This window comes from Desulfoconvexum algidum, assembly GCF_055382125.1.
Map to the genome: position 1 here is coordinate 4861254 of NZ_AP042394.1, position 22249 is coordinate 4883502.

The window sequence follows — 22249 nt, forward strand, 5'->3', positions numbered from 1 at the left end:
GCCAATCAATTAAAAATATTGTCCAGCCAGAAAAACAACGGAGTTCTGACCCCGGTTGGAGGACCCTAACCCGCCATTTGAGATATGGTGGAGTCTGACCCCTAAAAACAAGGGGGTTGCATTTTTCCGTTTAATTTCCATGCCCAGACCTGCCTGGGGATTAAAATTAAACCGGTAATCCTGACCATCCACCTGATAATCTGTATAGATAATTCCCACGCCGGCTTCCACATAGGGTTTTATGGAACCGGTCTCAAAGCGGTCCAGGTAGTAAAGTGCCAGCACTGCGGCACCTGTATTCAAGCGTATATCACTATTATCCAGATGAGAAGTACCCAGGCTTGCTTCAATTTTGAATTTTAATGCAGCAGGGGCTTTGTGGGGCCAGATCTGATCATAATCATATAGTTTAATAAAGGTTGCCTGGGAAAACCAGATATTATCACAGGGATCATAGGTATACCCCAGGTTCAAGGATAGCCCCGTCATGGGAGGTATGAATACTGTCTTTTCCTGGGCAAGTCCGGGGTTCGCTATAAAACCCATAAGAACCATCAAGACCAAAAAGAAACCTGTCCCTTGCTTTATATGAAGACTGCCCATCATTTATTTCTCCCCATCGGCCGGGGTAATCATCAGTTTCCCCCAGGCGCCGTTCTGACCCATTTTTATGCAGCAGGTTCTTTGTTTTCCCTCCAGGGCATATGCAGCATCCATACTGCTGTCCGTGGGTGAAAAGCCATGCCTGCGCACCTTAAGTCCCCTGGTATGTCCGGCCCGCAATTTCTCTGGCACGGCATGACAGGTATCAGTGGATGAGGGCGTGAATATGATGTCCACGTCCAAGGGAATCTCCATATTCAGTGACTGCCCCATGGTGACCTGATCTATATACCCATATACAGGCCGGGTATGGGTTGCACGACTCACCAGAAAAAAAACAGCGCCTTCGCCAAAGGAATAGGGAGTTTTCTTCCGGGATCTGGAAAATTTGTTGATACAATACCCCATCACGTTACAATAGGTGTCTGCTGTTCCGACTAAAACCGCATCGGTCTTCCCGGTTTCAAGCCATGATCCCGCGGTAATAAGCGCTGAAAAAAAGGACATATCAAGCTGGCTTACCGTAAGGCTGGGACCTTTTATGTTGTAACAAATGGAAATATGGGCGGCGGCGGCGTTGTGAACCGAATTGGAAAAATGGGTGGGAAAGGCCAGTTTATCCCCTTTTTCAATATAGGAATCCAAAAACGAGAAGGTAGAACAGAGCGCGCCATAGCCTGTTGCCAGTATCACCCCGGTTCGTTCTCTGGGGAAAAAAGAGGGGGCCACATCTTTTATAGCCCGACCACAGGCCAGTAAGGCCATTCTCGAGTAGTGATCAAGCCGCCTCAATTTTCCCTTGGGCACAAAATCGGTCAGGGATGATGTGTCTGCTTCGAATGCGTGGTTTTCACCTGCCACAGGACTTGCCGGATCATCCAGGGGAGAATCCATCCCATAACTGGCACCCATCCCCCCGGGAGTCCAATCAAAGGCATGGGTCCTTCCCATACCATGTACGGCAAGCTTCAGGCTAAACCTCTTTGACCGTAGACTTGTCCTGCCTTGCCTGGACAAATTGGGCCAGGGTATTTATGGACTGCAATGCCGGTCGACCCTCTTCAATATTCTTGATTTCAACCCCGAAATAGACCTGAAGCTGGACCACCAATTCCACCGCATCAAGGGAATCAAGCCCCAGTCCTTCCCCGAACAATGGGGTATCATCTTCGATTTCTTCCGGGGTAAGGTCTTCGATCTGAAGCTCCTCAATGATCATTTCCTTGAGTTTATATTTTAAATCCATTTCTTCCTTTAAATGCCTTGTCCGTTGCCCGGAGATATGAATCAAATCAGGCAACCCTGGTTATTATGATCAACTTTTTTTACCGTTATACTCTTCAAAAAAGAGACACCATACCATTTAATTTTTTCTCTATCAATACATATGGGCGAGTCCAAAAATAAAAACCACTGCCCTTGTCCCAAACAACTAATCCTTGACTTGGAACCCGTCCATGGATAAAAAGAGCCCTATTAATAGAATACTTCTATTTTTAATTATATTATTACAAAGGAGACAGATATGAACGCCACTATTTTTAATTTCAAAAAAATATTTTTTTCCCTTTGCATCGCGGGAATTCTTTTATCCAATATACCGATATCTGCAACAGCGGATCAAACATCAAAGGTAAATACCTATATTGCCCAACTAGAATCAGGTTCGGTCAAAACCAGAACCGACGCAGCAAAACGGATCACAAGATCCCAGCTGACCGATCCTGCTCTTTTCGACAAGGTGGAACAAGTCCTCTTAAATGGATACACCCAAGACATGAGCAACCGCCACCATGTGGATGAGATGGCCTGGATGTGCAAAGCGCTGGCATCGTCTGGAATGGCAAAATACAAGCCAATTTTGACAAAAATACTTGAAAAAAGCACCAACAGAAAATTAAAAAAATATGCCAAACAAAGCCTTGAACAATTATATTAATAATGAACTCATAAAGACCGGCCCGGAAACATAATTGTTCTTTTTTTCGGGTAGGTTTAGGCAAATTTACCGAGGATATTAAATCAAAATACAAATGAATCAACCAACAAAAAAGCATGGGGAAACCTATCCCCTATTGGTGGATTGTGTTGCCCAAAAATATGCCCATCTGCAATTTGCAGATCCGGCAGAAATTCTGGCAGTCCAAAACCGGCTGTTTTTACAACATCTGGCGTATACCCTGGCCCACTCCCCTTTTTACAAGGAGGTATATGCCCGGGAAAAGATTGATATCACACAGATTAAAGACCTTTCCCACATCGGTCGGCTGCCGCTTACCCATAAGGAAGATCTTTTGCAGTCCGAGGCCCTGCTGTGTGTGGATAAAAAAAAAATTGTGGATATCTGCCTCACCTCGGCCACCTCAAGTGCCACCCCCACCCTGATTCCCCAGACATCCATGGATCTGTCCCGACTTGCCTATAATGAAGAACTGGCCCTTGCCATGACCGGTGTCAACGAAACAGACACCCTCCTGGTTTGTGCAGCCCTGGACCGGTGTTTCATGGCGGGAATGGCATATTTCCTGGGGGGGACAAAACTTTCAGCAAGCATGGTCAGGGCAGGATCTGGAAGTGCTGCCCAGCACTGGGAGCTGATCAAACTCACATCTGTCACCGTAATTGTGGGGGTGCCCTCCCTGATCCATAAAATTGGACAATATGCACTGACAAATCATGAAGATCCAAAGGGATGCAGTGTTAAAAAACTCATTGCCATTGGTGAACCCACAAAAGATGAAACCCTGAGCCTGCTTCCCATTGCCCGGGAACTTGAGGCCATGTGGGGTGCAAAGATATATTCCACCTATGCCTCTTCGGAAATGGCCACCACCTTTTGTGAATGTGAGGCCAGATCAGGCGGTCACACACGACCGGAGCTCATTGTTGTGGAGATCCTAGGAAAAGACGACCAACCGGTAATGCCGGGTGAAAAAGGAGAGGTGGTGGTCACACCTCTGGGGGTCACGGGGATGCCCCTGATACGGTTCAAAACCGGGGATATTTCCTACCTGATTCAGGACAAATGTGCCTGCAAAAGGACCACCCAGCGTCTGGCCCCTGTCCTGGGACGAAAAAATCAAATGCTCAAATACAAAGGCACCACCGTATATCCCAATGCCATGCTTGCAGCCCTTGAAGGGGATGAACGATTTTATGGCGGCTATATCGAGGCAGAAAAAAACGTTGACGGGACAGACCGGATCACCCTTTTTGCCTCTTTCACCCATGAAAATGAGTCTGACGCATGGATCAAAGAGATCTTGCAGGCAAAACTGCGGGTCGTCCCTGAAATCAAGAAAATCACCAGACAGGATGCAGACAAAAAGGTCTATCAATTTGATAAAAAACGCAAAAGAATGACCTTTTTTGATCTAAGATAAAAGGGATGGCTTTAAGGGGTAAATAAAACATGACAACCGAGTCCACGGTTATTCTCACAGGGAATGACCTTAGTTATAAAGAGATTGTTGCTATTGGCATTGGTATGGTCAGCAATGCCAAGCACGTCATCAGCCTGGTAACCTTTCGCAAACTGCTGTTTTCAAGTCAGCTGTTTGATGATATCTCCATTTATAATGGGGAAAAATAACCAGCCATCTCCATGAATGCTGTTGCCCAAAAAATACTGATTGTCATTCCTGTGTATAACCATGGGAAAACCGTTTTAGACGTCATCTTGCGCTGCCAGGAACTGCACAAAGATATTCTTGTCATTGATGACGGCAGCCGGGACCTTCGCCCGGATCATTTTAAAACATCCAATGTTCAGGTGATCTTTCACCCCCGAAACCTGGGAAAGGGGGCTGCCCTGATGACAGCGGCAAAGGAAGCGGATCGCCAGGGCTATACCCATATGGTGACCATGGATGCCGATCTCCAGCATTTACCGGAAGATTTTTTATCGTTCAAGCAGGCCGTTTTACACGATCCCTGTGCCATAATTGTGGGAAAACGAGATTTTTCAGACCCCGCCATCCCCCGGGCATCCAAATTTGGCAGGGCATTTTCCAATTTCTGGTTCAGGCTACAGACTGGCCAGCCCATAGGGGATGCCCAGTCCGGGTTCAGAGCCTATCCTTTATTTGTTCTCAGAGAGCTCAATCTTTCCCAGACCCGGTATGATTTTGAAATAGAAGTTTTGGTAAAGGCATCCTGGGCCAATGTCCCCATCAAGGATCTTAATATTTGTGTTTATTATCCACCAAAGGGAGAACGGATCAGCCATTTTCAATTATTTGTGGACAATGCCAGACTCACCCATTTAAATACCAGGCTCACCCTTCGCTCCTTTATCCCCTGGCCCCATAAAAAAATTTTGGAACAAAAAAACAAACTAAAATTTTCAATTTTCCATCCGTTAAACTCCATCCGCAGCTTTTTAGCCCATGCGATATCTCCTTTTGACATGGCCCTGGCAGGAGCAGTGGGGGTTTTTTTGAACACCCTGCCCCTGATCGGCATCCATATGCTTTCCATCCTCATGGTAACCGGTTTTTTCAGACTCAATAAGGTGGTGGCAATTGGCACAGGCCAGCTGTGCATGCCCCCCCTTGTACCGGCCCTTTGCATTGAGACAGGATACTTTCTTACCCATGGGGGGAAATTTTTAACGGACATCTCATTTGAAACCCTTGGGAACCAATTTCTTGAACGATTTTATGAATACTGCCTGGGTGCCCTTGTCCTTGCCCCGATTCTGGCCTTTTTCTGCTTTGGCCTTATTTTTTTAACGGCAACTGCCCTGTCAGGAAAACCGGAGAACCAATGAACCAGAACTCCAAATGGGACAACAAGCGCCTGGGCTCCCGGATGGGACATCATATTTTCTATGGCATGATTCGCCTGGGCGGTCGGCGAATGGCACGGCCCCTGGCCTATTTTTGTCTATATTTTGTTGTGTTTTATTATATTGCCTTTTTCCCTTCGGTTAAACAAAAATGCGCCCCTTACTTGAAAAAACGGTTTCCCTCAGCCAGCCGGTTCAGACAATTTTTCCACCGATATCAATGGGTGCTCAGCTTAGGGAAGACACTGATAGACCGAGCGATTTTAGGGATACTCGGGCCTGGAACATTTTTGGCATCCTTTGAAAATCGAGAAGAGTTCGATACCATCCAATCCCTTGATTCAGGGTTTATCATTCTCATGTCCCATGTGGGATGCTGGCAGTTAGCCATGTCAGCCCTGGCCCATTTGAACCGGCCGGTGAACCTGCTCATGCTCCAGAGCGAAGAGGACATTGACAAACATTATTATGAACACGGCAACCAGGAAAAAAAATTTAATATCATCAACCCCGCACAATTTCTTGGCGGCTCCATTGAAATGCTTTCCGTCCTTAAAAAAGATGAAATTTTGTGCATAATGGGAGACCGAATCTTCGGAAATACAGACCTGTCCCTTAAAATGGATTTTTTAAACGCAAAGGCCTTGTTTCCCTATAGTGCCTATAAACTGGCCTCCATTTCCCAAAAACCCATTGTCATTCTCCACTCCTACAAATCAGGGCCGGACACCTATAAAATCACCCTTCCCCGAATCATCCAAATTCCGCCAAAACTGGGGAAAGAAAAGAAAAAAATGGTTCCTTTTATCCAGGCCTTTGTTCAATCACTGGAAACCTTTATCCAGGATCATCCGTATCAGTTTTTTAATTTTTATGATATGTGGGAGCCGGAAGAATCCTTTGGGAAGCAGGGTGGAAACAACGATTTAAAAGGAGAAGGGGATGTATAGGCAGGTGATGGTAACGGGAATGGGATGTATTTGCGCCCTTGGCACAAGCCTTGACCAGAGCATGAAAAATATGTTTGCCAATATAGGTGCCCCGGAGCCCCCCATACAATTTTCCACGGATCATCCCATCCAATACCCTGTTTTCAGTCTTCCGAATTCTCTGGGATCAGACTCTGGGGAATCACAACCCGTGAACCACTGGGTCTCAAAACAAAATCAATACCTGACCCTTACGGCCCGCATGGGGATTGCAGCGGCTGCCCAGGCCCTGGAAGATGCCCGAATCCATCCCAAAGACCTCAGGCACAAACGGGTGGGCGTTTGCATGGGTACCACCGTCGGGTGCGCCCTGAACAATGATTCCTTTTATATCCAGTACAAACAGGGAAATGACCCGGGCATGGACCCCATCAAACGATTTTTAGCCTCCAACCCGGCAGATAGCATTGCCAGGGAATTCAACCTGGACGGACCCACCCAAACCATTGTCAATGCCTGCGCTTCTGGCACCGATGCCATTGGTGTCGGTGCCTCCTGGCTGGCCGCAGATCTATGTGACCTTGTCATTGCCGGAGGCACCGACGAATTGTGCAAGGTAACCTATAACGGATTTATCTCCCTGATGATCACCGACAACGCTCCCTGCAAACCCTTTGATGCCAATAGAAAGGGACTAAATCTCGGGGAAGGGTCAGGGGTGGTTATCCTTGAACCCCTCCACAAGAAATCTCCCCTGAAAGACAGAAACAACTGCCGGGTGGCAGGATATGGATCTGCCTGTGACGCCTATCACCTGACAGCTCCCAAACCCGACGGACAGGGGCTGAAAACTGCCATTAACCAAGCCCTTTTCAACAGCAGCTTTACCCCGGAGGACATCGGATTTATCAATGCCCATGGCACGGGAACCCAGGAAAATGACAAGGTTGAAATGACGGTATTTGAACAGCTCCTGCCAAGGATTCCTTTTTTTTCCACCAAGGGGTATACCGGCCACACCCTGGGAGCGGCCGGTGCCATTGAGGCCATTTTCACCCTATACAGCCTGACCCACCAGATCATCCCGAAAAGCATGGGGTTTTCAACCAGAGATCCAAAAGCAGCCATTTCTCCCGTGGAAAACAACCAGGCAGTTTCGTGTACGGCTGCCATGTCCCAGTCCGTTGCCTTTGGGGGGAATAACGCCGCATTGATTTTTTCCCTCCCATGAACAAAAGACAAGCGCCCACCATGAATCCCATAGACCCCAAAAAAATAATCATCTTCCTGACCGGTATATTTTATCTTGTCTGCCTCTTCTTTACCCTGAACCTGAACCTGGATGAAAAAATCACCTCCATGCTTCCAGATTCCGACCCCGGGGTGGCAGATTTCAAGTATATCATCGACCATGTGCCTGCTGCCGAAACCCTGTACATCCAGATTGAAACCAAAACCCATGACCTTGACACCCTTAAAAAAGCGGGTGATGCCTTTTATGGGGCCATTGGTGAATCGCCCTTTTTCAAAGAAATTGTGTATCAGTTCTCCCAGAAAAGCGTGATGAACCTTCTGGACTTTGTCAGTCAAAATAAATACTGGCTCTTTGATGAGACAGACCTGAAGAAAATTGATTCACGCCTTTCCCCGGAATATATTCAAACATTGCTGCCAACCATCAAACAAAAGCTCCTGGATCCGACAGGGATGTTTTCCGCTGACCAGCTCACCCGTGACCCCTTTGGGCTGGATGAGATCATCTTGTCGAAACTTGCGGCTTTCCAGGCCGAGGCCTCGGGCATCCATATCAGCGGATCCCGAATTATCAGCCAGGACGAAACCTGTCTGCTCATCATGGCATCCCCGGCCTTCCCCGCCGTGGATACCCGGCAGAGCGCCAAACTATTTGCCTTTCTAAACCGGGAAAAAGCCAGGGTCACAACGGCCTTTGAAAACCAGATCCACATCGGATTTTCAGGAAACCATGTGGCCACCCTGGACAATTCAGCCACGATCCAGGCAGATGTAAAAAAGGCCATCCTTGTCATGTCAGCCGGAATTCTTGTCATTGGATTTTTCTTTTTCGGCAGGTTCCGCTATGTGCTCCTGATTTTTGTTCCCACCCTTGTCAGCCTCACCTTTGCCAGCGCCCTTCTCTCCTTTTTCACCCATGAGATATCTGCCATTGCAATAGGGTGCGGAGCAGTGCTCCTGGGCATCACCGTTGATTTCGGGATTCACATCCTTTTCAGTGTGGATACCCTTGGCACCGCCCATACAAATGCCATCATTTCCCGACTAAAAAAGCCCATTGCCACCGGAGCTGCGACCACCATGGCCGCCTTTGGCTGCCTCATCTTCTCTTCTCTTCCCGGCCAGCGCCAAATGGGGTTCTTTACCATTACCGGAATTCTGGGGGCAGCCCTGTTTGCCATTTTTGTATTAAAATATTTTGTCCTGTTTTTACCCCAAAAGCCCAAAAAACCCTTGGTATCCCTGGTAAAAGCCTGTGATTTTCTAATGGATTTTCGCAAAAAACATTTTTTATGGATCAGCCTTATCTGCCTTTTGGCCTTTGGATTCAGCCTCACAGGGCTTAAAAATTTCAAATTTGAAGGGGATGTCTCCGCTCTCAACCACCTGACCCCGGAGACCCAGAAGGATATGGACAAGTTTCTGGCCACCTGGGGTGGGACCTCTCCCTCGGTGGTTCTGGTTGAGGGCAAAACCCTTGAACAGGCCTTAGAAAAGAATGATGAACTTTTTAAACTGCTCAAGGGAATGGAAGACCAGGTGGATCAAATTGCCTCCTTGTCAGATATTTTCCCCTCAAAGGCCCAAAGAAAACGCCAATATGAAAATTTCCAGAAATTTTTGCCAAATCAACGAATAGACGCTCTTGAAAAAACACTGGCCGCAGCATCCCTTGTCAATAAATTTTCAATGGATGCCTTTGACCCTTTTTTTGAAGACCTTCGGGCCCCCAAAACCCCCTTTACCCGAAAGGACTTTACCCCCACGGTACTGGACCCATTGATCAAATCAAAACTCATCTTCCAAAAAGACAGTGTGCTGGCCCTCACCACCCTGAACATAAAGGACAAATCCAAAATACCGGATATCGTTTCCCGGATCAAAACAAAACTTCCCCAGGCCCGGTTTCTGGATAAACGCCACTTTGTTGACAAAATCACAATACTTGTGGCCAGTCAATTCAAACGACTGTTCCTTTTAGCAGCAGGTGCAATGATCCTGACCCTCTTTGTCTTCCTGGGCAGAATCAAACTTGTCCTGATCACCATCACGCCTGTTTTTTTAAGTGCCATAATGACGGCGGGAATCATGGGACTTCTCGGTATTTGTGTGAACCTTATCAGTATTCTTTTTATCATTTTTGTCTTTGGGGTGGGGGTCGATTTTTCCATATTTCTGGTTCACCATGAACTCAATAAAACCCCCGGGGACAGCCAGATTACTGCCGGGGCTGTAATCATTTGTGCCATGACCACCATCGGGGCCTTTACCTGTCTTGCCTTTGCCCAGCACAATGCCCTATATTCAATCGGGGTGGCCGGACTGACCGGGATGCTGGCAAGTCTGGTTCTGTCACTGGCACTGATTCCCTTTCTGGTGGAAAAATGGAGCGACCCGAAATGACATCAATGGAAATGCCGGCAATGAAAAAAAATCACTTTAATACCATCATCATCGGATCCGGGGTCAGCGGCATGACCGCCGGCATCATCCAGGCCAAGGAAGGGGAAAAAGTTTTGGTGTTGGAGCAGCATAAAATTCCCGGTGGATTGACCCAGACCTATACGAGGAAGGGAATGACCTTTCCTACAGGGGTACATCGCCTGGGCTCCCTTGCTCCCCATCAGCCCCTGTGGCATTATTTTAATTACCTGGGCCTTATGGAAAGGCTTGACCTGGTCCCCCTCTCTTCCACCTGTTTTGAAAAGTTTCATTTTCCCGGCAAAACATACGAGATTCCCCAGGGCCATTACGCCTTTGAGCAACAATTGATCACAGATTTCCCAGACCGAAAAACGAGTATCTCCCAGTATTTTAAAGACCTGAAAAAGGTCATCGCAGGCATTCATCTGTATGACCCCCGAATAAACCCGAAAAAGGATTTATCCCTTCAGTACACGGGGTCCCTTGACCACTATTTTACGGCCATTGGAATCCATGGCAAACTAAAGAGTCTGCTGTGTGCCAACAACCCCCTCTATGGGATGTCCAGTTTTGAATGCCCGGTTCTGACCCATTTTCTTATTTCCGACTCATACCTGAATGCAAGCTTTCGGATCAATGAAGCCAAAACCCCCCTTGCCCGGGCCCTGGTCCAAAGCCTTGAATCCCAGGGAGGCAACATCCGCACAAACGCACGAGTGAGCACCATCCTCATCCGGGACAAAAAAAGCTGCGGTGTAACACTTTCCACCGGAGAAACCCTGTTCTCAGACAGGGTTATTTATTCGGGACACCCCTCCTTGCTGCCCGATCTGTGCCCGCAGGACGCCTTCCGGCCTGTGTACAGAAAACGGCTCCAAACCGCAAAAAGCACCACGGGAATATTCGGGGTGGCCATGGCCTGGGAAAAAAATAATTGCCCTGTGGCCGGAAATGACACATACATTTATAATTCATGGGATGTGAATGCCCATTATCAACAAAATAACCTGTTGAAAATGGGCCTGCCGGAAATGGTCTTTTTAAGTGCATTGCCGTCCTTTGTAGCGGCTGAACAGACAAAACCAGGGGGACCCGAAGAAAAAAATTTGGCCGTCACCGCCCTGATCGGAATAAACCACAAAGAATCAGCACAAATGCAAGCATATTATCAAAAATCAAAAAAAGAGTATGAAAACGTCAAAGAGCGACTGGCGCAAAAAATCATGGAACGTATCACCCATATCTACCCTACCGCCGGACACCATGCCCAGATAACAGACACCTATTCGCCAACCACCTTTGAGAGGTATACCTTGACCCCCAAAGGATCTGCCTATGGCATTAAAAAGAGCGCCCAACACTTTCTGGAAGGTATGTTCAGTCCGGCCACCCGGGTGAAAAACCTCTTCTTAACCGGCCAGAGCGTCGGGTTCTGCGGGATCCACGGCGCCATTGTTGCCAGCGTCAACCTCTGCCACGGCTTTTACGGGAAATCCTATTTAACCCAGAAAATACTCAACCAGCCGATACCAGACCCACCACAGATCAGCCAGGGGGATATTCAATGAAACGGGTAGTCATCACCGGCATGGGAATCATCTCCCCCATCGGTAACCAGGTGGAAGAGGTGTGGAACAGCCTTGTTAAGAACCAATCGGGCATCCGTCACATCCCTGCCTGGAAAAAGATCAAGGATCTAAAGGTCTCCATTGCGGGTTGTTGCCAGGGCTATGACCCCAAACGAATCAAGCGGCAAGACCGCAGAACCATGGGCCCCATGGCCGTGATGGCCACCTTGACCGCCCTGGATGCACTTGCCCAGGCAGGTCTTGATCTCCTTCAGCCAGGATCTGACCCATCACAGTTAAATTCATCACAGTTAAAGATCCCATCAAAACAGACCGGCGTTGCCATGGGATCCACCACAGGCTCCGGGGGAACCATTGAAACCATGTTCAATGATTTCCAGGAAACAGGGGGGATTGGAAGACTGGAAGGTACGGCTTTCATGAAAATCATGAACCATTCCGTGGCAGCCAATGTGGCCGCTACCCTGGGAATAAAAGGAAGGGTCATCTCCCCCTGCTGCGCCTGTGCCACCTCCACCCAGGCCATTGGGGAAGGCTATGAAATCATTAAAAACGGACATCAAAAAATTATGATCTGCGGTGGCGCAGATGACCTTCATCCCTCCACGGCCGGGGTATTTGATGTATTAAATGCCGCCTCCAGAAAATTTGGTAAAACACCTTGTGCCACCCCTAGACCCTTTGATGCGAACCGGGACGGGCTGGTGGTCAGCGAAGGTGCCGGCACCCTTATTCTAGAAGAGTTTAACCACGCCCGGACAAGGGGGGCTAAAATTTTGGGAGAAATCATCGGATACAATACCTGTTGTGACGGTGCCCACATGACAACCCCCCGGGCCCAGGGCATGGCCCAGTGCATGGAAGGAGCCCTGGAATCCGCCGGCTGTAAGGTCCAGGACATTGACTATATCAATGCCCATGCCACGGGCACCCGCCTGGGAGATGCGGCCGAAGCCCGTGCCATTTCCATGCTCGGGAACCACAAAATCCCGGTGAGCGCCACCAAGGGATATACCGGTCACACCCTGGCGGCAAGCGGGGTGATGGAGGCCATTTTCTGCCTGGAAATGATGGCCCGCAGCCTTATCATCCCCACCCGCAACCTTGAGACCATTGACCCCGACTGTGCCGGAATTTGTCATGTACAAAAGATTATTGAAACCCCCCTTGATACCGTCATGACCAGTAATTTCGCCTTTGGGGGAATCAATGCCACCCTTATTTTTAAAAAATACCAGGATAAAAAATATCAGGATAAAAATGACCCTAATAAAAAGGAGCTTCCATGAGCAAGATATCAAGTGATTCCCAGGAGACCGCCCTTGTAACCGGTGCCAGCCGCGGAATCGGCCGGGCCATCGCCATGGCCCTGGCCGCCTCGGGCAGATTTGTCTATCTCAATTACCATTCAAATCATACAGCAGCCCAACAAACCCTTGACCAAATCAAAGAACAGGGGGGAGACGGTGCCCTGCTGCCCTTTGACGTTACAGACAAAGAGGCATCAGAAGCTGCCATTGGAAAAATCATCGCGGAAAAAGGCAAGATAGAAATTCTGGTAAACAATGCCGGTATCCGGGAGGATATGCTCATGGTATGGATGAAGGAAGAAAACTGGCAGCGGGTTCTGGATACAAACCTCACTGGTTTTTTTAATGTGACCCGCCTGGTGGTAAAAAAAATGCTGTCCAAACGATATGGCCGGATCATCAACATCTCCTCCACCTCGGGCCAGGTTGGCCAGGCAGGCCAGGTCAATTATTCGGCATCCAAGGCAGGTCTCATCGGTGCCACCATGGCCCTTGCCAAGGAGATTGCCAAACGCAATATCACAGTGAATGCCGTGGCCCCGGGGTTCATTGAAACCGAAATGGTGGAAGGACTGCCCCTGGATCAAATTACCCAGTCCATCCCGGCCGGACGCCTGGGCCGTCCCGAAGAGGTGGCAGATGCCGTTCTTTTTTTGTGTTCACGCAAGGCCGCCTATATTACAGGCCAGGTGCTGGGCATTAACGGCGGTATCTGTTAATGTTCCCCCATATGAACGCGCAGAATGGACAGATACAAGGGAGAAAAAAAATTTGAGAACAGCCGCCATCACGGGTATGGGAATTGTCTCATGCCTGGGGACAGACCTTGCAGCGGTCACCTCGAGCTTGAAAAACGGCCAATCTGGGATTGCCTTTGATGAAAACAGAAAGGCCCTGGGATTTAAATCCCCCCTGGCCGCCTTGGTGCCAAAGGTGTCTGCCCAAGAGTTGAACCTGAGCCGGAAAAACCTGCGGACCATGTGCGAGCCGGCCCTTTTTTCCATTGCAGCCGCCAAAAAAGCCGTGGCAGACGCCGGCCTTTTAACGGACCATATACAAAACGACCGGTGCGGGGTGATTTTCGGCAATGACAGCACCATCAAAGCCGGGGTTGAATCCATTGATATTGCCAGACAGTACAATGAGACCCATTATATTGGCTCCGGTTATATTTTTCGGACCATGAACTCCACCATTACCATGAACCTTGCCGCTTACTTTGGCACCCGGGGAGCCAACTGGACCATGAGTGCTGCCTGCGCCAGCGGTGCCCATGTGATCGGTCAGGCCCTGATGCTTATCAGAAGCGGAATGCAAGATATTATCATTGCAGGCGGTGCCCAGGAAACCAATTGGATGGCCATGGCAAGCTTTGACGCCCTGAATGCATTTTCCTCCTCCGTGGAGACCCCCACGGCTGCCTCCAGGCCCTTTGACAAGGACCGAAATGGATTGGTCCCGGGGGGGGGAGGCGCTTCCATCATCATTGAAGAGTTGGACCATGCCCTGGCCCGGGGGGCAACCATTTACGGGATTGTTGAGGGCTATGGATTCTCATCCGGCATTGGAAAAACCCTTTCAGAACCCTCGGCCAAAGGCTCTGTCAACGCCATGAAAAATGCCCTCAAAGATGCAGGCATACCCCCTGACAAAATTGACTATATCAATGCCCATGCCACCTCCACTCGGACCGGGGACCTGGCAGAGGCCACTGCCATCCACAAGGTGTTCGGCCCGAAGACCCCTGTTTCCTCCACCAAATCCATGACCGGCCATGAATGCTGGATGTCGGGAATCAGTGAGGTCATCTATACCCTTCTCATGGCCAGAAACAATTTTATTGCCCCCAACATCAATTTTACAGGGCTCAGTGAGGGATGTCCCCCCATCCACGTCGTTCCCCGGACAAGGCCGGCTAAAATCCGTCGGGCCTTGTCCAACTCCTTTGGTTTTGGCGGCACCAATGCAGCCATTGCATTAAAAATTAATTCGGATAATGAATCGGACACCTAAATTCCCATGGTTTTATATAATTTTTATACCCATACTTTACAAAACAGACTGGCAACGGCTATTTTCATTTTTCTGATGAATTTGATCATTCTTCCCCTGATTTTGATCTGGACGATACTGGGAATCGGCCTTTTTCCCTTTGGTTTCCTGTTCATGAAATTTATCCGGGGCTGGTCCACCCAATACCTGACCCGTAAATGTATCTGGATTTATGGAAGGGTCTGGCAGTTTCTGACCGGGTTCTTTGTCATCTTTGATCCCCCCCAATTTGATATTTCCCCCTTTCCCGAATCCGGAATCATTGTGGTAAACCATCGCTCTTTTTTTGACACCTATTGCATGAATATGCTGCCGGTCAGCGATGTCTGCTTTGCGGTTCGGGACTGGCCCTTTAAAATCCCCATTTACAATCTGTTCATGAATCTTTCCGGCTACCTGAACATTGAAAAATTTTCCTGGGAGAAATCTGTAGCCACTTCAAGGGCCACCCTTGAAAATAAGGGGTTTGTCCTTTTTTTCCCCGAAGGCCACAGAAGCACCACCAAGGAGATGACCCATTTTTATTCCGGCGCCTTTAAACTGGCAGCTCAGACCAATACCCCGGTGATACCGGTCTGCCTGACAGGCACCCAGGACCTGCTGCCCAAGGCAAAATTTTACCTGACCCCGGCAAGGATAAAAATGAAAGTTTTGAATCCTGTTTTCCCGGATCAATTCCAGGGAGAGATGAAACACCAACACCTGAAAAAAAGAGTTAAACAGCAGATGGATGAACACCTAACCCAGATGGAGGGCTTGTAAAGAATCCCATGAAAAAACCCTATTTTAAACGAAATCCCCAGGATCCTGCTCCCCTGACGGGAAGTGTTAAACGATGCATCCGATTTGAGGAAGTGGATATGCTCACCATTGCCTGGCACGGACATTATACCAGCTTTTTTGAAGATGCCCGGGTTCACCTGGGGCAACGCTATGGCCTTGGGTATATGGATCTATTTGGCCAGGGTATTCTTGCCCCCATCAAAACAGCCCATGTGGATTTTATCAGGCCTTTAAAATTTATGGATGAGATCACCATACAAGGCATTCTCCATTATTCTGAAGCGTCCAGAATCAACAGCGAATATATCATCAAAAACCCCCAGGGAAAAATTGCTGCAACCGGCTATACCGTGCAAATGATGCTCAACACAGACTATGAACTACATTTGACCCAGCCCGACTTTTACAAACACTTCTGTGACCAATGGAAGGCAGGCGAAATCAAATGACCCAGGTGTATATTGCCGAAGCTGCAACCATCACTGCCCTGGGAGATGATCTTGACACCCTCTACCAAGGATTGATCCAGAAAAAATCCGGCCTCACCCATATGTCGGCCCCCGGTCTGCCGGGTCACCCTGAATCGGATCCCCCCCGGTTTGACACAAGTCCCTACAAAAGCCCCTGGGCCGGACTGATTCCAAATTTAATCCCAAAAGAGCTGTCCCTGGAGAATCCGGCCCCCTTGATATTTTCCCTGGCAGACCGACTCCTGAGCAAGCTGGGCCCCATTGATCCTTCCACCTGCCTGATTACAGCTTCCACAAAGGCAGGGATTGACCTTTTGCCAACGATTACCCAAAACACGGCCCTTCTGCCCAAAGGTCTCCTGGTTTCAAGCCTTCCTATATATATTTCCCAAAAGCTTGGCCTTACCCGGCCCGGGTTCAACATCAGCGCCGCCTGCGCATCCTCGACCATTGCCCTGGCCAAAGGAGCTGCCATGATCAAAAGCGGAAGGGAAACAGCCGTACTTGTCTGCGCCATGGATGTGGTATCAGAATTTATTTTTTCAGGATTTTCAGCCCTTGGGGCCATGTCCCCGGATCCTGCCGCCCCCTTTGACAAAAACAGGAAAGGGCTGACCATGGGTGAAGGGGCCGCCGGTATACTGCTCATGAACAAAAAAAAATTGAACGCCGGAAAAAGGACAGGACTGGCCCAAATATCGGGCTGGGGAGTGGCCAACGACGCCAGCCACCTGACCGCACCCGCCCGGGATGGCATTGGCCTGAAGCTGGCCATTAAAAAGGCCTGCCAAAAAGCCAACATTTCATTTTCAGATATCCAGGCCATCAATACCCATGGCACCGGCACCCGGCATAACGATGAAATGGAACTGACGGTTCTAAAAGATTTATTTGATCCAACCATCATGGCCAATTCCATAAAGGGCGCCATTGGCCATACTCTGGGAGCGGGTGGGGCCATTGAAACAGCCCTTTGCATAAAATTGCTTAAAACCAGAATCCTGCCCGGAACCCTGGGCTTTATGGAACCGGCACCAGGGGCCCAAACCATTATCAGTTCCCAGGCCCGGCCCTTTGGAAAAGGACCAGTCCTGACCATGAACTCAGGATTTGGCGGTACCAATGCCGCCCTCATCCTCTCCGGGGTGGCACCATGAACCATGCAATAATAAGGGGCATGGGATGGGTGTCCGAATTCTCCAGGGGGTATCCCGGCCAGGTTCTTTGTTCAAAAAAGCCCCATGGCCTACCCAGAATATCGGGAAAAGAAATATTGGACCGGCCCCATAAAGCCTTTGGCCGGATGGATCCTTTTTCCAAGGTTGGGTTTGCCGCCATTACCTTTGCCCTGGCCGATGCCGGAATAGTGCGATCAGAATCCAAAAAAAACATTGCCGTGATCGCATCTTCGGTCGCAGGTTGCCTGGAAACAGATATCACTTACCAGGCCACCCTTTCCCGGGAAAAAGGAATCCTACCCAGTCCAACACTCTTTGCCTATACACTGCCCTCCTGTTTTCTGGGAGAGGCAACCATCTATCACGGCCTGACCGGAGAAAGCTTCATGGTTGAAGAAGAAATCCCCAATGGACTCCAGGGATTGTCCCTGGGGCTGGACCTACTGGAAGACGGAGGATGCGACGCCCTGGTCTGTGGTCTTTGCAATTCAAACATTAAAGGTGTGGGCCCCATTAACACCGCGTTCCCGGAACCCGGAGCACTATTTTTTGTCTTTGAAAAACAGAAATCTAAATCCGGCCACGGTAGTATCACTGAAAACAAAACCCAAAACATTTTTTCCCATGGAAATAAAACAATAAACAGCCTGACAGATCTTGGTAAAAACATATTGGCAAAAAAAACAAATTAAAACTGCAACACAAAAATACGCACAAGGAAAACAAATATGAAACTGCAATTGGTATATCCGTCCTGGCCTAAACTTAAGAAACAAACTGAATTTCATCTCCCCCCCCATGGGCCGGTTGTTTTTGCCGCCACAGTGCCCGAGGATATTGAGCTTACCTTTGTGGATGAAAATGTCCAAAAGTTTCAACTGGATGAAACTGCCGATATGCTGGGGTTGTCCGTGTTGCTCACCTGCCAGCTTCCCCGGGCATTTGAGATTGCCGACCACGCCCGAAAAATGGGAATCCCCGTGCTGTTTGGCGGCATTGCCACCATGCTCCACTCCCAGGAAGTCATGGAACATGCAGATTCAGTCTTCCTAGGAGAATCGGAAGGCCGTATGGAACAGGTGTTTGAGGATTTTAGACACAACCGCCTGCAAAAAGTCTATGACTATATGAATAATTTTCCCCCCATCGAAACGGTCAAAACAGCCCGACGGGATATTTTAAAAAGGGATCTTTACAATTACAGGGGCACCCAGATGCTGGACCTTGTCCACGCATCCAGAGGATGTAAGTTTAATTGTTTTCCCTGCTGCAGCGGATTTCTCGGGGGCAAACAATTTAGACCCCGGCCGGTAAAGCAAGTTATTAAAGAAATGGAATCCATTCCCAACAACCGGCTTTTCATTGTGGACAACTCCCTTGCCTATGACAAGGAGTGGCTGATCGAACTTTTCACTGCCATGAAGCCCTTGAACAAAAAATGGGTTTCCCACCCCTTGATGGATGATGACAAGGTTTTAAAACTGGCCGCCGATGCCGGGTGCTGGTATGTATACCAGGCGGTTGTTGACACCTCAGATGTCATTAAGAACCGAATTGAGCGCCTTCATGACAACGGAATCGGGGTGGAGGGCACCATCCTTCTTGGCACGGATGACCATGATGAAACAGCCATCAGAAAGTTGGTGGATTTTTTGACCCAAATCAAATTGGATATGGCTGAATTCACCATTTTAACCCCCTTTCCCAAGTCTCCCATCCGGGAAAAATTCGAAAAACAGGGGAGAATCCTCAGCAACAAATGGCTGGACTATACCTGTGCCAAGGCCGTGTTCCAACCCAAACTATTGTCCTGTGAAAAGCTGGAGGAACTCTACAACTGGGCATGGGACTCCTTTTATGAGGATAGCGGCCTCCAGACCAAAATGGGAGAATTATTTTTCAAGGTTATCAAACGAGAAATCCTGGACGGAACCTATCGGCGATACAACCCCAGGAAAAAAAGATCTTTTAAGATAAAGGCCGGTCAATGAGCAAAATATTATTAATATCCGCCAACACCTGTACCAGCCCAATTCCGGTTTATCCCCTGGGAATGGCCCTTATTGCGTCTGCCCTGACGGGCCAGGGCCATGAAACAAAACAATTTGACCTGCTGTGTAACCAGGAAACCGGCAACAAAAATGATGCCCTTTGCCGAGAGTTGGAAAAATTTAGTCCTGATTTTGTGGGGATCTCTGTGAGAAATATTGACAATGTGGATTCTTTGGCCACCAAGGAGAATTGGTACCTTGCAGGCTTAAAGGATCTGGTTTCACAAATCAAGGCGGTCTGCCAGGCACCGGTGATCATAGGGGGCCCAGCTGTTTCCATCATGCCTGAAAACATACTTGAATTATCCAAGGCAGACTATGGAGTGGTGGGAGAAGGTGAAATAACCTTTAACCGTCTCATTGACGACCTTATTAAACGAAAAAATCCCCCCAGGATTATCCATCCGGACAAGAACCCAATGGAAGCACCTGATTTTTACTCCCCCCTCTATGACAAATCACTTTTGGACTATTATGTGGACAAAAGCGGTATGGTCAACTACCAGACCAAAAGGGGATGCCCCTACGGGTGTAACTATTGTTCATACCCTTTGATCGAAGGCAAAAAGTTCAGAAAACAGGACCCTGAGTTTGTGGTGGAGAATTTGATCCGCCTGAAAAAACAATTCAATGTAGACACACTGTTTTTCACGGATTCAATATTTAACGACCCCCAGGGGGATTATCTGAAGATTGCCGAACTCATGGTCCAAAAAAACTGCACCATGAAGTGGGCTGCCTATTTCAGACCACAAAAAACCCAAAAATCGGAACTGGAACTATTAAAGGCCTCGGGACTCTATGCCATGGAAGTAGGATCGGATGCAGCCTGTGACACTACCTTAAAAGGGATTAACAAAAATTTTACCTTTGAAGATATTTTGGCCTTTAACCAGGCCTGTTCCAAGGCAGCCATTCCCTGTGCCCATTTTTTCATGTTTGGCGGTCCCGGAGAAACGCCTGAAACCATCACCCAAAGCCTGCAAAACATTGAACAGCTTGAGAAAAGTGTGGTCTTTATCTTTTCCGGGATACGGATCCTTCCCAACACAGGTATTGCTGAAATTGCAAAAGCCCAGGGCGTTTTGGACAAAAACGACACCCTGTTAACCCCCCGATATTATGTATCACCCCTGGTTGACCAGGACAAAATGAACTCCGCCATTGAAACGGCCTTTCACAAAAAAAAGGGCCGGTTTTTTCCGCCGGAAAAAGGAGAAATGCGAATGAAAGCATTACAGGCTTTCGGTTTTAAGGGGCTGCTATGGGATATGATTCTTAATACAAGCCCCAAACGCAAAAGAAAAAGAAGGGTATCATGATATCCCCTAAAATTCTGCTGGTTCATCCATTAGGCTATAGTGCGGCCAAGGCCAAAACCGATGTGTCCAGAATGGCCAATATCATGCCCCCCTTAGGGCTTGCCAGCATTGCCGCCTTTCTGGATCAAGCCGCTATTTCCAACCACATCATTGACTGCTATGCCCACCCGGACTCCGATGATTTGATCCTGGCATATTTAAAAAAAGAGAAACCCGAATTCATTGGATTTTCCTGCACCACCTCCAGTTTCTTTGATGGGATCCGCATAGCAGCGCTTGCCGCCAAACACGATCCAGGCATCAAGGTTGTATTTGGCGGTGTCCATGTTTCAGCTCTCAGGGAGCGCTTGATTCAGCAATATTTGTCCATTGATTATATCGTGGTGGGAGAAGGAGAACAAACCTTAAAAGAACTGCTCACCACACCAACGGCCGATCTTAAAACTGTCAAGGGTCTTGTTTTCCGAACAGATGACAACCAGGCAATATTCACAGGATTCCGAAAAAAAATGCTGGACCTTGATACCCTGCCCTTTCCTGCCTATGAAAAATTATCCGGATACCCCCATGTTTATAAACTGCCAATTTTCAATTATCCCAAAGTACCCAATGCCAGTTGCATCTCCAGCAGGGGCTGTCCCTATTCGTGCTCCTATTGTGACAGATCCGTGTTCAGGAAAAGCTTTCGATACAATTCTGCCGATTATTTGTATGCCCATTTAAAATATTTAAAAGAGCAGTTCAATATCCGACATATTAACTTTTATGATGACCAGTTCACCTTTAACCGTGCCCGGGTAATCGCCTTTGCAAAGCTCATAATTGAAAACGATTTAAAGATCACCTTTAATTGTGCAGCCCGGGCAGAGCACCTTGATTTTGAGCTGTTACAGCTCATGAAAAAAGCCGGCTGCTGGATGATCAGCCTTGGAATTGAAACCGGTGATGAAGATCTCCTGGCACAGCACCGCCAGAACCCGGACCTGGAAATGATGCGGGACAAGATTCTTCTGATTAAAAAGGCGGGTATCCGGGTAAAAGGCCTTTTGATGATGGGACTGCCCGGGGAAACAGAAGCCAGCATCCAAAAAAGCCGGAAATATGTGTATTCACTTCCTCTGGATGATTTCAATCTGGCCAAGTTCACCCCCTTTCCCGGCTCCCCCATCCACAAAGAAATCACGGCAAAGGAAAGTGACCTGGGTGAGTTTGATGAAGATTGGGAAAAAATGGATTGCATGCAATTTCTCTTTATACCAAAGGGAATCACCAAAGAGCGGATGGAAGTTCTCTTTATTGATTTTTACAAATCCCATTTCCAACGAATCCCGGTATTGGCAGGGTATATTGCCATGCTATGGAAATCCCCTGATTCCTGGAAAAGATTCTTAAAAGATTTGACCGGATTTCTCAGATTTGCCAAGAGTAATAAAAGGATGGCATCAAATGACAAACCCGGCAAATGAGAACCGGGTTGACTAATTTTTAATTGCCA

The 22249-nt window shown here is 48.3% G+C and carries 21 protein-coding genes; 18 read left to right on the top strand and 3 right to left on the bottom strand.

Annotation, left to right across the window (positions count from 1 at the left end; all coding sequences use genetic code 11):
* Positions 1-9: 9 nt before the first annotated feature.
* Genes ACZ45G_RS22090 through ACZ45G_RS22100 form a run of 3 tightly spaced genes read right to left on the bottom strand, consistent with a single transcriptional unit; the run spans position 10 to position 1849 of the window.
* On the bottom strand, positions 10-606 hold the full coding sequence (locus tag ACZ45G_RS22090; protein ID WP_464172674.1) for an acyloxyacyl hydrolase: 597 nt from the start codon (positions 604-606) through the stop codon (positions 10-12).
* The gene (locus ACZ45G_RS22095) at positions 607-1554 is read right to left on the bottom strand and encodes a beta-ketoacyl synthase N-terminal-like domain-containing protein (RefSeq protein ID WP_464172675.1); all 948 of its coding nucleotides are present in this window, start codon (positions 1552-1554) and stop codon (positions 607-609) included.
* Between the two features lie 22 nt (positions 1555-1576).
* Positions 1577-1849, bottom strand: a complete 273-nt coding sequence (locus tag ACZ45G_RS22100) for a phosphopantetheine-binding protein (protein ID WP_464172676.1) — start codon at positions 1847-1849, stop codon at positions 1577-1579.
* A 279-nt stretch (positions 1850-2128) separates the two neighbouring features.
* Here ACZ45G_RS22100 and ACZ45G_RS22105 point away from each other — a divergent pair, with 279 nt between their 5' ends.
* The 18 genes from ACZ45G_RS22105 (at position 2129) to ACZ45G_RS22190 (ending at position 22220) form a co-directional block, all read left to right on the top strand.
* Entirely contained in the window at positions 2129-2542 is a 414-nt protein-coding gene (locus ACZ45G_RS22105; protein WP_464172677.1) for a hypothetical protein, read from the top strand.
* Positions 2543-2636: 94 nt separating this feature from the next.
* Positions 2637-3986, top strand: a complete 1350-nt coding sequence (locus tag ACZ45G_RS22110; RefSeq protein ID WP_464172678.1) for a phenylacetate--CoA ligase family protein — start codon at positions 2637-2639, stop codon at positions 3984-3986.
* Between the two features lie 29 nt (positions 3987-4015).
* Positions 4016-4195: a hypothetical protein gene (locus ACZ45G_RS22115; RefSeq protein ID WP_464172679.1), complete on the top strand. Its 180-nt coding sequence runs from the start codon at positions 4016-4018 to the stop codon at positions 4193-4195.
* A gap of 12 nt (positions 4196-4207) precedes the next feature.
* On the top strand, positions 4208-5374 hold the full coding sequence (locus tag ACZ45G_RS22120; RefSeq protein ID WP_464172680.1) for a DUF2062 domain-containing protein: 1167 nt from the start codon (positions 4208-4210) through the stop codon (positions 5372-5374).
* Positions 5371-6342 (top strand): LpxL/LpxP family acyltransferase, encoded by a 972-nt coding sequence (locus tag ACZ45G_RS22125; protein WP_464172681.1) that lies wholly within the window; start codon positions 5371-5373, stop codon positions 6340-6342. The genes ACZ45G_RS22120 and ACZ45G_RS22125 overlap by 4 nt, the downstream gene beginning before the upstream one ends.
* Positions 6335-7552 carry a beta-ketoacyl-[acyl-carrier-protein] synthase family protein gene (locus ACZ45G_RS22130; protein WP_464172682.1) on the top strand — a complete coding sequence of 406 codons (1218 nt, stop codon included), beginning with the start codon at positions 6335-6337 and terminating at the stop codon, positions 7550-7552. The genes ACZ45G_RS22125 and ACZ45G_RS22130 overlap by 8 nt, the downstream gene beginning before the upstream one ends.
* A complete protein-coding gene (locus tag ACZ45G_RS22135) occupies positions 7549-9978 on the top strand; it encodes an MMPL family transporter (RefSeq protein ID WP_464172683.1) in 2430 nt (809 codons plus the stop codon). The genes ACZ45G_RS22130 and ACZ45G_RS22135 overlap by 4 nt, the downstream gene beginning before the upstream one ends.
* Positions 9960-11567, top strand: coding sequence for a phytoene desaturase family protein (locus tag ACZ45G_RS22140; protein ID WP_464172684.1), 1608 nt, complete (start codon positions 9960-9962; stop codon positions 11565-11567). The genes ACZ45G_RS22135 and ACZ45G_RS22140 overlap by 19 nt, the downstream gene beginning before the upstream one ends.
* On the top strand, positions 11564-12877 hold the full coding sequence (locus tag ACZ45G_RS22145) for a beta-ketoacyl-[acyl-carrier-protein] synthase family protein (RefSeq protein WP_464172685.1): 1314 nt from the start codon (positions 11564-11566) through the stop codon (positions 12875-12877). Before ACZ45G_RS22140 ends, ACZ45G_RS22145 begins: the two co-directional genes overlap by 4 nt.
* Positions 12874-13617: a 3-oxoacyl-ACP reductase FabG gene (gene fabG / locus ACZ45G_RS22150; RefSeq protein WP_464172686.1), complete on the top strand. Its 744-nt coding sequence runs from the start codon at positions 12874-12876 to the stop codon at positions 13615-13617. Before ACZ45G_RS22145 ends, fabG begins: the two co-directional genes overlap by 4 nt.
* Positions 13538-14911 carry a beta-ketoacyl-[acyl-carrier-protein] synthase family protein gene (locus tag ACZ45G_RS22155; protein ID WP_464172687.1) on the top strand — a complete coding sequence of 458 codons (1374 nt, stop codon included), beginning with the start codon at positions 13538-13540 and terminating at the stop codon, positions 14909-14911. The genes fabG and ACZ45G_RS22155 overlap by 80 nt, the downstream gene beginning before the upstream one ends.
* Before the next feature lie 6 nt (positions 14912-14917).
* The gene (locus ACZ45G_RS22160) at positions 14918-15712 is read left to right on the top strand and encodes a lysophospholipid acyltransferase family protein (RefSeq protein ID WP_464172688.1); all 795 of its coding nucleotides are present in this window, start codon (positions 14918-14920) and stop codon (positions 15710-15712) included.
* Between the two features lie 8 nt (positions 15713-15720).
* A complete protein-coding gene (locus ACZ45G_RS22165) occupies positions 15721-16182 on the top strand; it encodes an acyl-CoA thioesterase (protein WP_464172689.1) in 462 nt (153 codons plus the stop codon).
* Positions 16179-17360 carry a beta-ketoacyl synthase N-terminal-like domain-containing protein gene (locus tag ACZ45G_RS22170; RefSeq protein ID WP_464172690.1) on the top strand — a complete coding sequence of 394 codons (1182 nt, stop codon included), beginning with the start codon at positions 16179-16181 and terminating at the stop codon, positions 17358-17360. Before ACZ45G_RS22165 ends, ACZ45G_RS22170 begins: the two co-directional genes overlap by 4 nt.
* Positions 17357-18073, top strand: coding sequence for a beta-ketoacyl synthase N-terminal-like domain-containing protein (locus ACZ45G_RS22175; protein WP_464172691.1), 717 nt, complete (start codon positions 17357-17359; stop codon positions 18071-18073). Before ACZ45G_RS22170 ends, ACZ45G_RS22175 begins: the two co-directional genes overlap by 4 nt.
* A 36-nt stretch (positions 18074-18109) precedes the next feature.
* Positions 18110-19372, top strand: a complete 1263-nt coding sequence (locus tag ACZ45G_RS22180) for a B12-binding domain-containing radical SAM protein (RefSeq protein ID WP_464172692.1) — start codon at positions 18110-18112, stop codon at positions 19370-19372.
* A complete protein-coding gene (locus ACZ45G_RS22185; RefSeq protein ID WP_464172693.1) occupies positions 19369-20754 on the top strand; it encodes a lipid biosynthesis B12-binding/radical SAM protein in 1386 nt (461 codons plus the stop codon). The genes ACZ45G_RS22180 and ACZ45G_RS22185 overlap by 4 nt, the downstream gene beginning before the upstream one ends.
* On the top strand, positions 20751-22220 hold the full coding sequence (locus ACZ45G_RS22190; protein ID WP_464172694.1) for a B12-binding domain-containing radical SAM protein: 1470 nt from the start codon (positions 20751-20753) through the stop codon (positions 22218-22220). Before ACZ45G_RS22185 ends, ACZ45G_RS22190 begins: the two co-directional genes overlap by 4 nt.
* Positions 22221-22249 lie beyond the last annotated feature (29 nt).

Excerpts from the sequence above, each read along its gene's own strand:
- ACZ45G_RS22170 (WP_464172690.1), top strand. The coding sequence starts at position 16,179 with ATGACCCAGGTGTATATTGCCGAAGCTGCAACCATCACTGCCCTGGGA.
- ACZ45G_RS22175 (WP_464172691.1), top strand. The coding sequence starts at position 17,357 with ATGAACCATGCAATAATAAGGGGCATGGGATGGGTGTCCGAATTCTCC.
- ACZ45G_RS22190 (WP_464172694.1), top strand. The coding sequence starts at position 20,751 with ATGATATCCCCTAAAATTCTGCTGGTTCATCCATTAGGCTATAGTGCG.
- ACZ45G_RS22160 (WP_464172688.1), top strand. The coding sequence starts at position 14,918 with ATGGTTTTATATAATTTTTATACCCATACTTTACAAAACAGACTGGCA.
- ACZ45G_RS22095 (WP_464172675.1), bottom strand. The coding sequence starts at position 1,554 with ATGGGAAGGACCCATGCCTTTGATTGGACTCCCGGGGGGATGGGTGCC.
- ACZ45G_RS22110 (WP_464172678.1), top strand. The coding sequence starts at position 2,637 with ATGAATCAACCAACAAAAAAGCATGGGGAAACCTATCCCCTATTGGTG.
- ACZ45G_RS22180 (WP_464172692.1), top strand. The coding sequence starts at position 18,110 with ATGAAACTGCAATTGGTATATCCGTCCTGGCCTAAACTTAAGAAACAA.
- ACZ45G_RS22145 (WP_464172685.1), top strand. The coding sequence starts at position 11,564 with ATGAAACGGGTAGTCATCACCGGCATGGGAATCATCTCCCCCATCGGT.
- fabG (WP_464172686.1), top strand. The coding sequence starts at position 12,874 with ATGAGCAAGATATCAAGTGATTCCCAGGAGACCGCCCTTGTAACCGGT.
- ACZ45G_RS22105 (WP_464172677.1), top strand. The coding sequence starts at position 2,129 with ATGAACGCCACTATTTTTAATTTCAAAAAAATATTTTTTTCCCTTTGC.
- ACZ45G_RS22100 (WP_464172676.1), bottom strand. The coding sequence starts at position 1,849 with ATGGATTTAAAATATAAACTCAAGGAAATGATCATTGAGGAGCTTCAG.
- ACZ45G_RS22155 (WP_464172687.1), top strand. The coding sequence starts at position 13,538 with ATGCCGTTCTTTTTTTGTGTTCACGCAAGGCCGCCTATATTACAGGCC.
- ACZ45G_RS22185 (WP_464172693.1), top strand. The coding sequence starts at position 19,369 with ATGAGCAAAATATTATTAATATCCGCCAACACCTGTACCAGCCCAATT.
- ACZ45G_RS22120 (WP_464172680.1), top strand. The coding sequence starts at position 4,208 with ATGAATGCTGTTGCCCAAAAAATACTGATTGTCATTCCTGTGTATAAC.
- ACZ45G_RS22165 (WP_464172689.1), top strand. The coding sequence starts at position 15,721 with ATGAAAAAACCCTATTTTAAACGAAATCCCCAGGATCCTGCTCCCCTG.
- ACZ45G_RS22135 (WP_464172683.1), top strand. The coding sequence starts at position 7,549 with ATGAACAAAAGACAAGCGCCCACCATGAATCCCATAGACCCCAAAAAA.
- ACZ45G_RS22115 (WP_464172679.1), top strand. The coding sequence starts at position 4,016 with ATGACAACCGAGTCCACGGTTATTCTCACAGGGAATGACCTTAGTTAT.
- ACZ45G_RS22130 (WP_464172682.1), top strand. The coding sequence starts at position 6,335 with ATGTATAGGCAGGTGATGGTAACGGGAATGGGATGTATTTGCGCCCTT.
- ACZ45G_RS22140 (WP_464172684.1), top strand. The coding sequence starts at position 9,960 with ATGGAGCGACCCGAAATGACATCAATGGAAATGCCGGCAATGAAAAAA.
- ACZ45G_RS22125 (WP_464172681.1), top strand. The coding sequence starts at position 5,371 with ATGAACCAGAACTCCAAATGGGACAACAAGCGCCTGGGCTCCCGGATG.
- ACZ45G_RS22090 (WP_464172674.1), bottom strand. The coding sequence starts at position 606 with ATGATGGGCAGTCTTCATATAAAGCAAGGGACAGGTTTCTTTTTGGTC.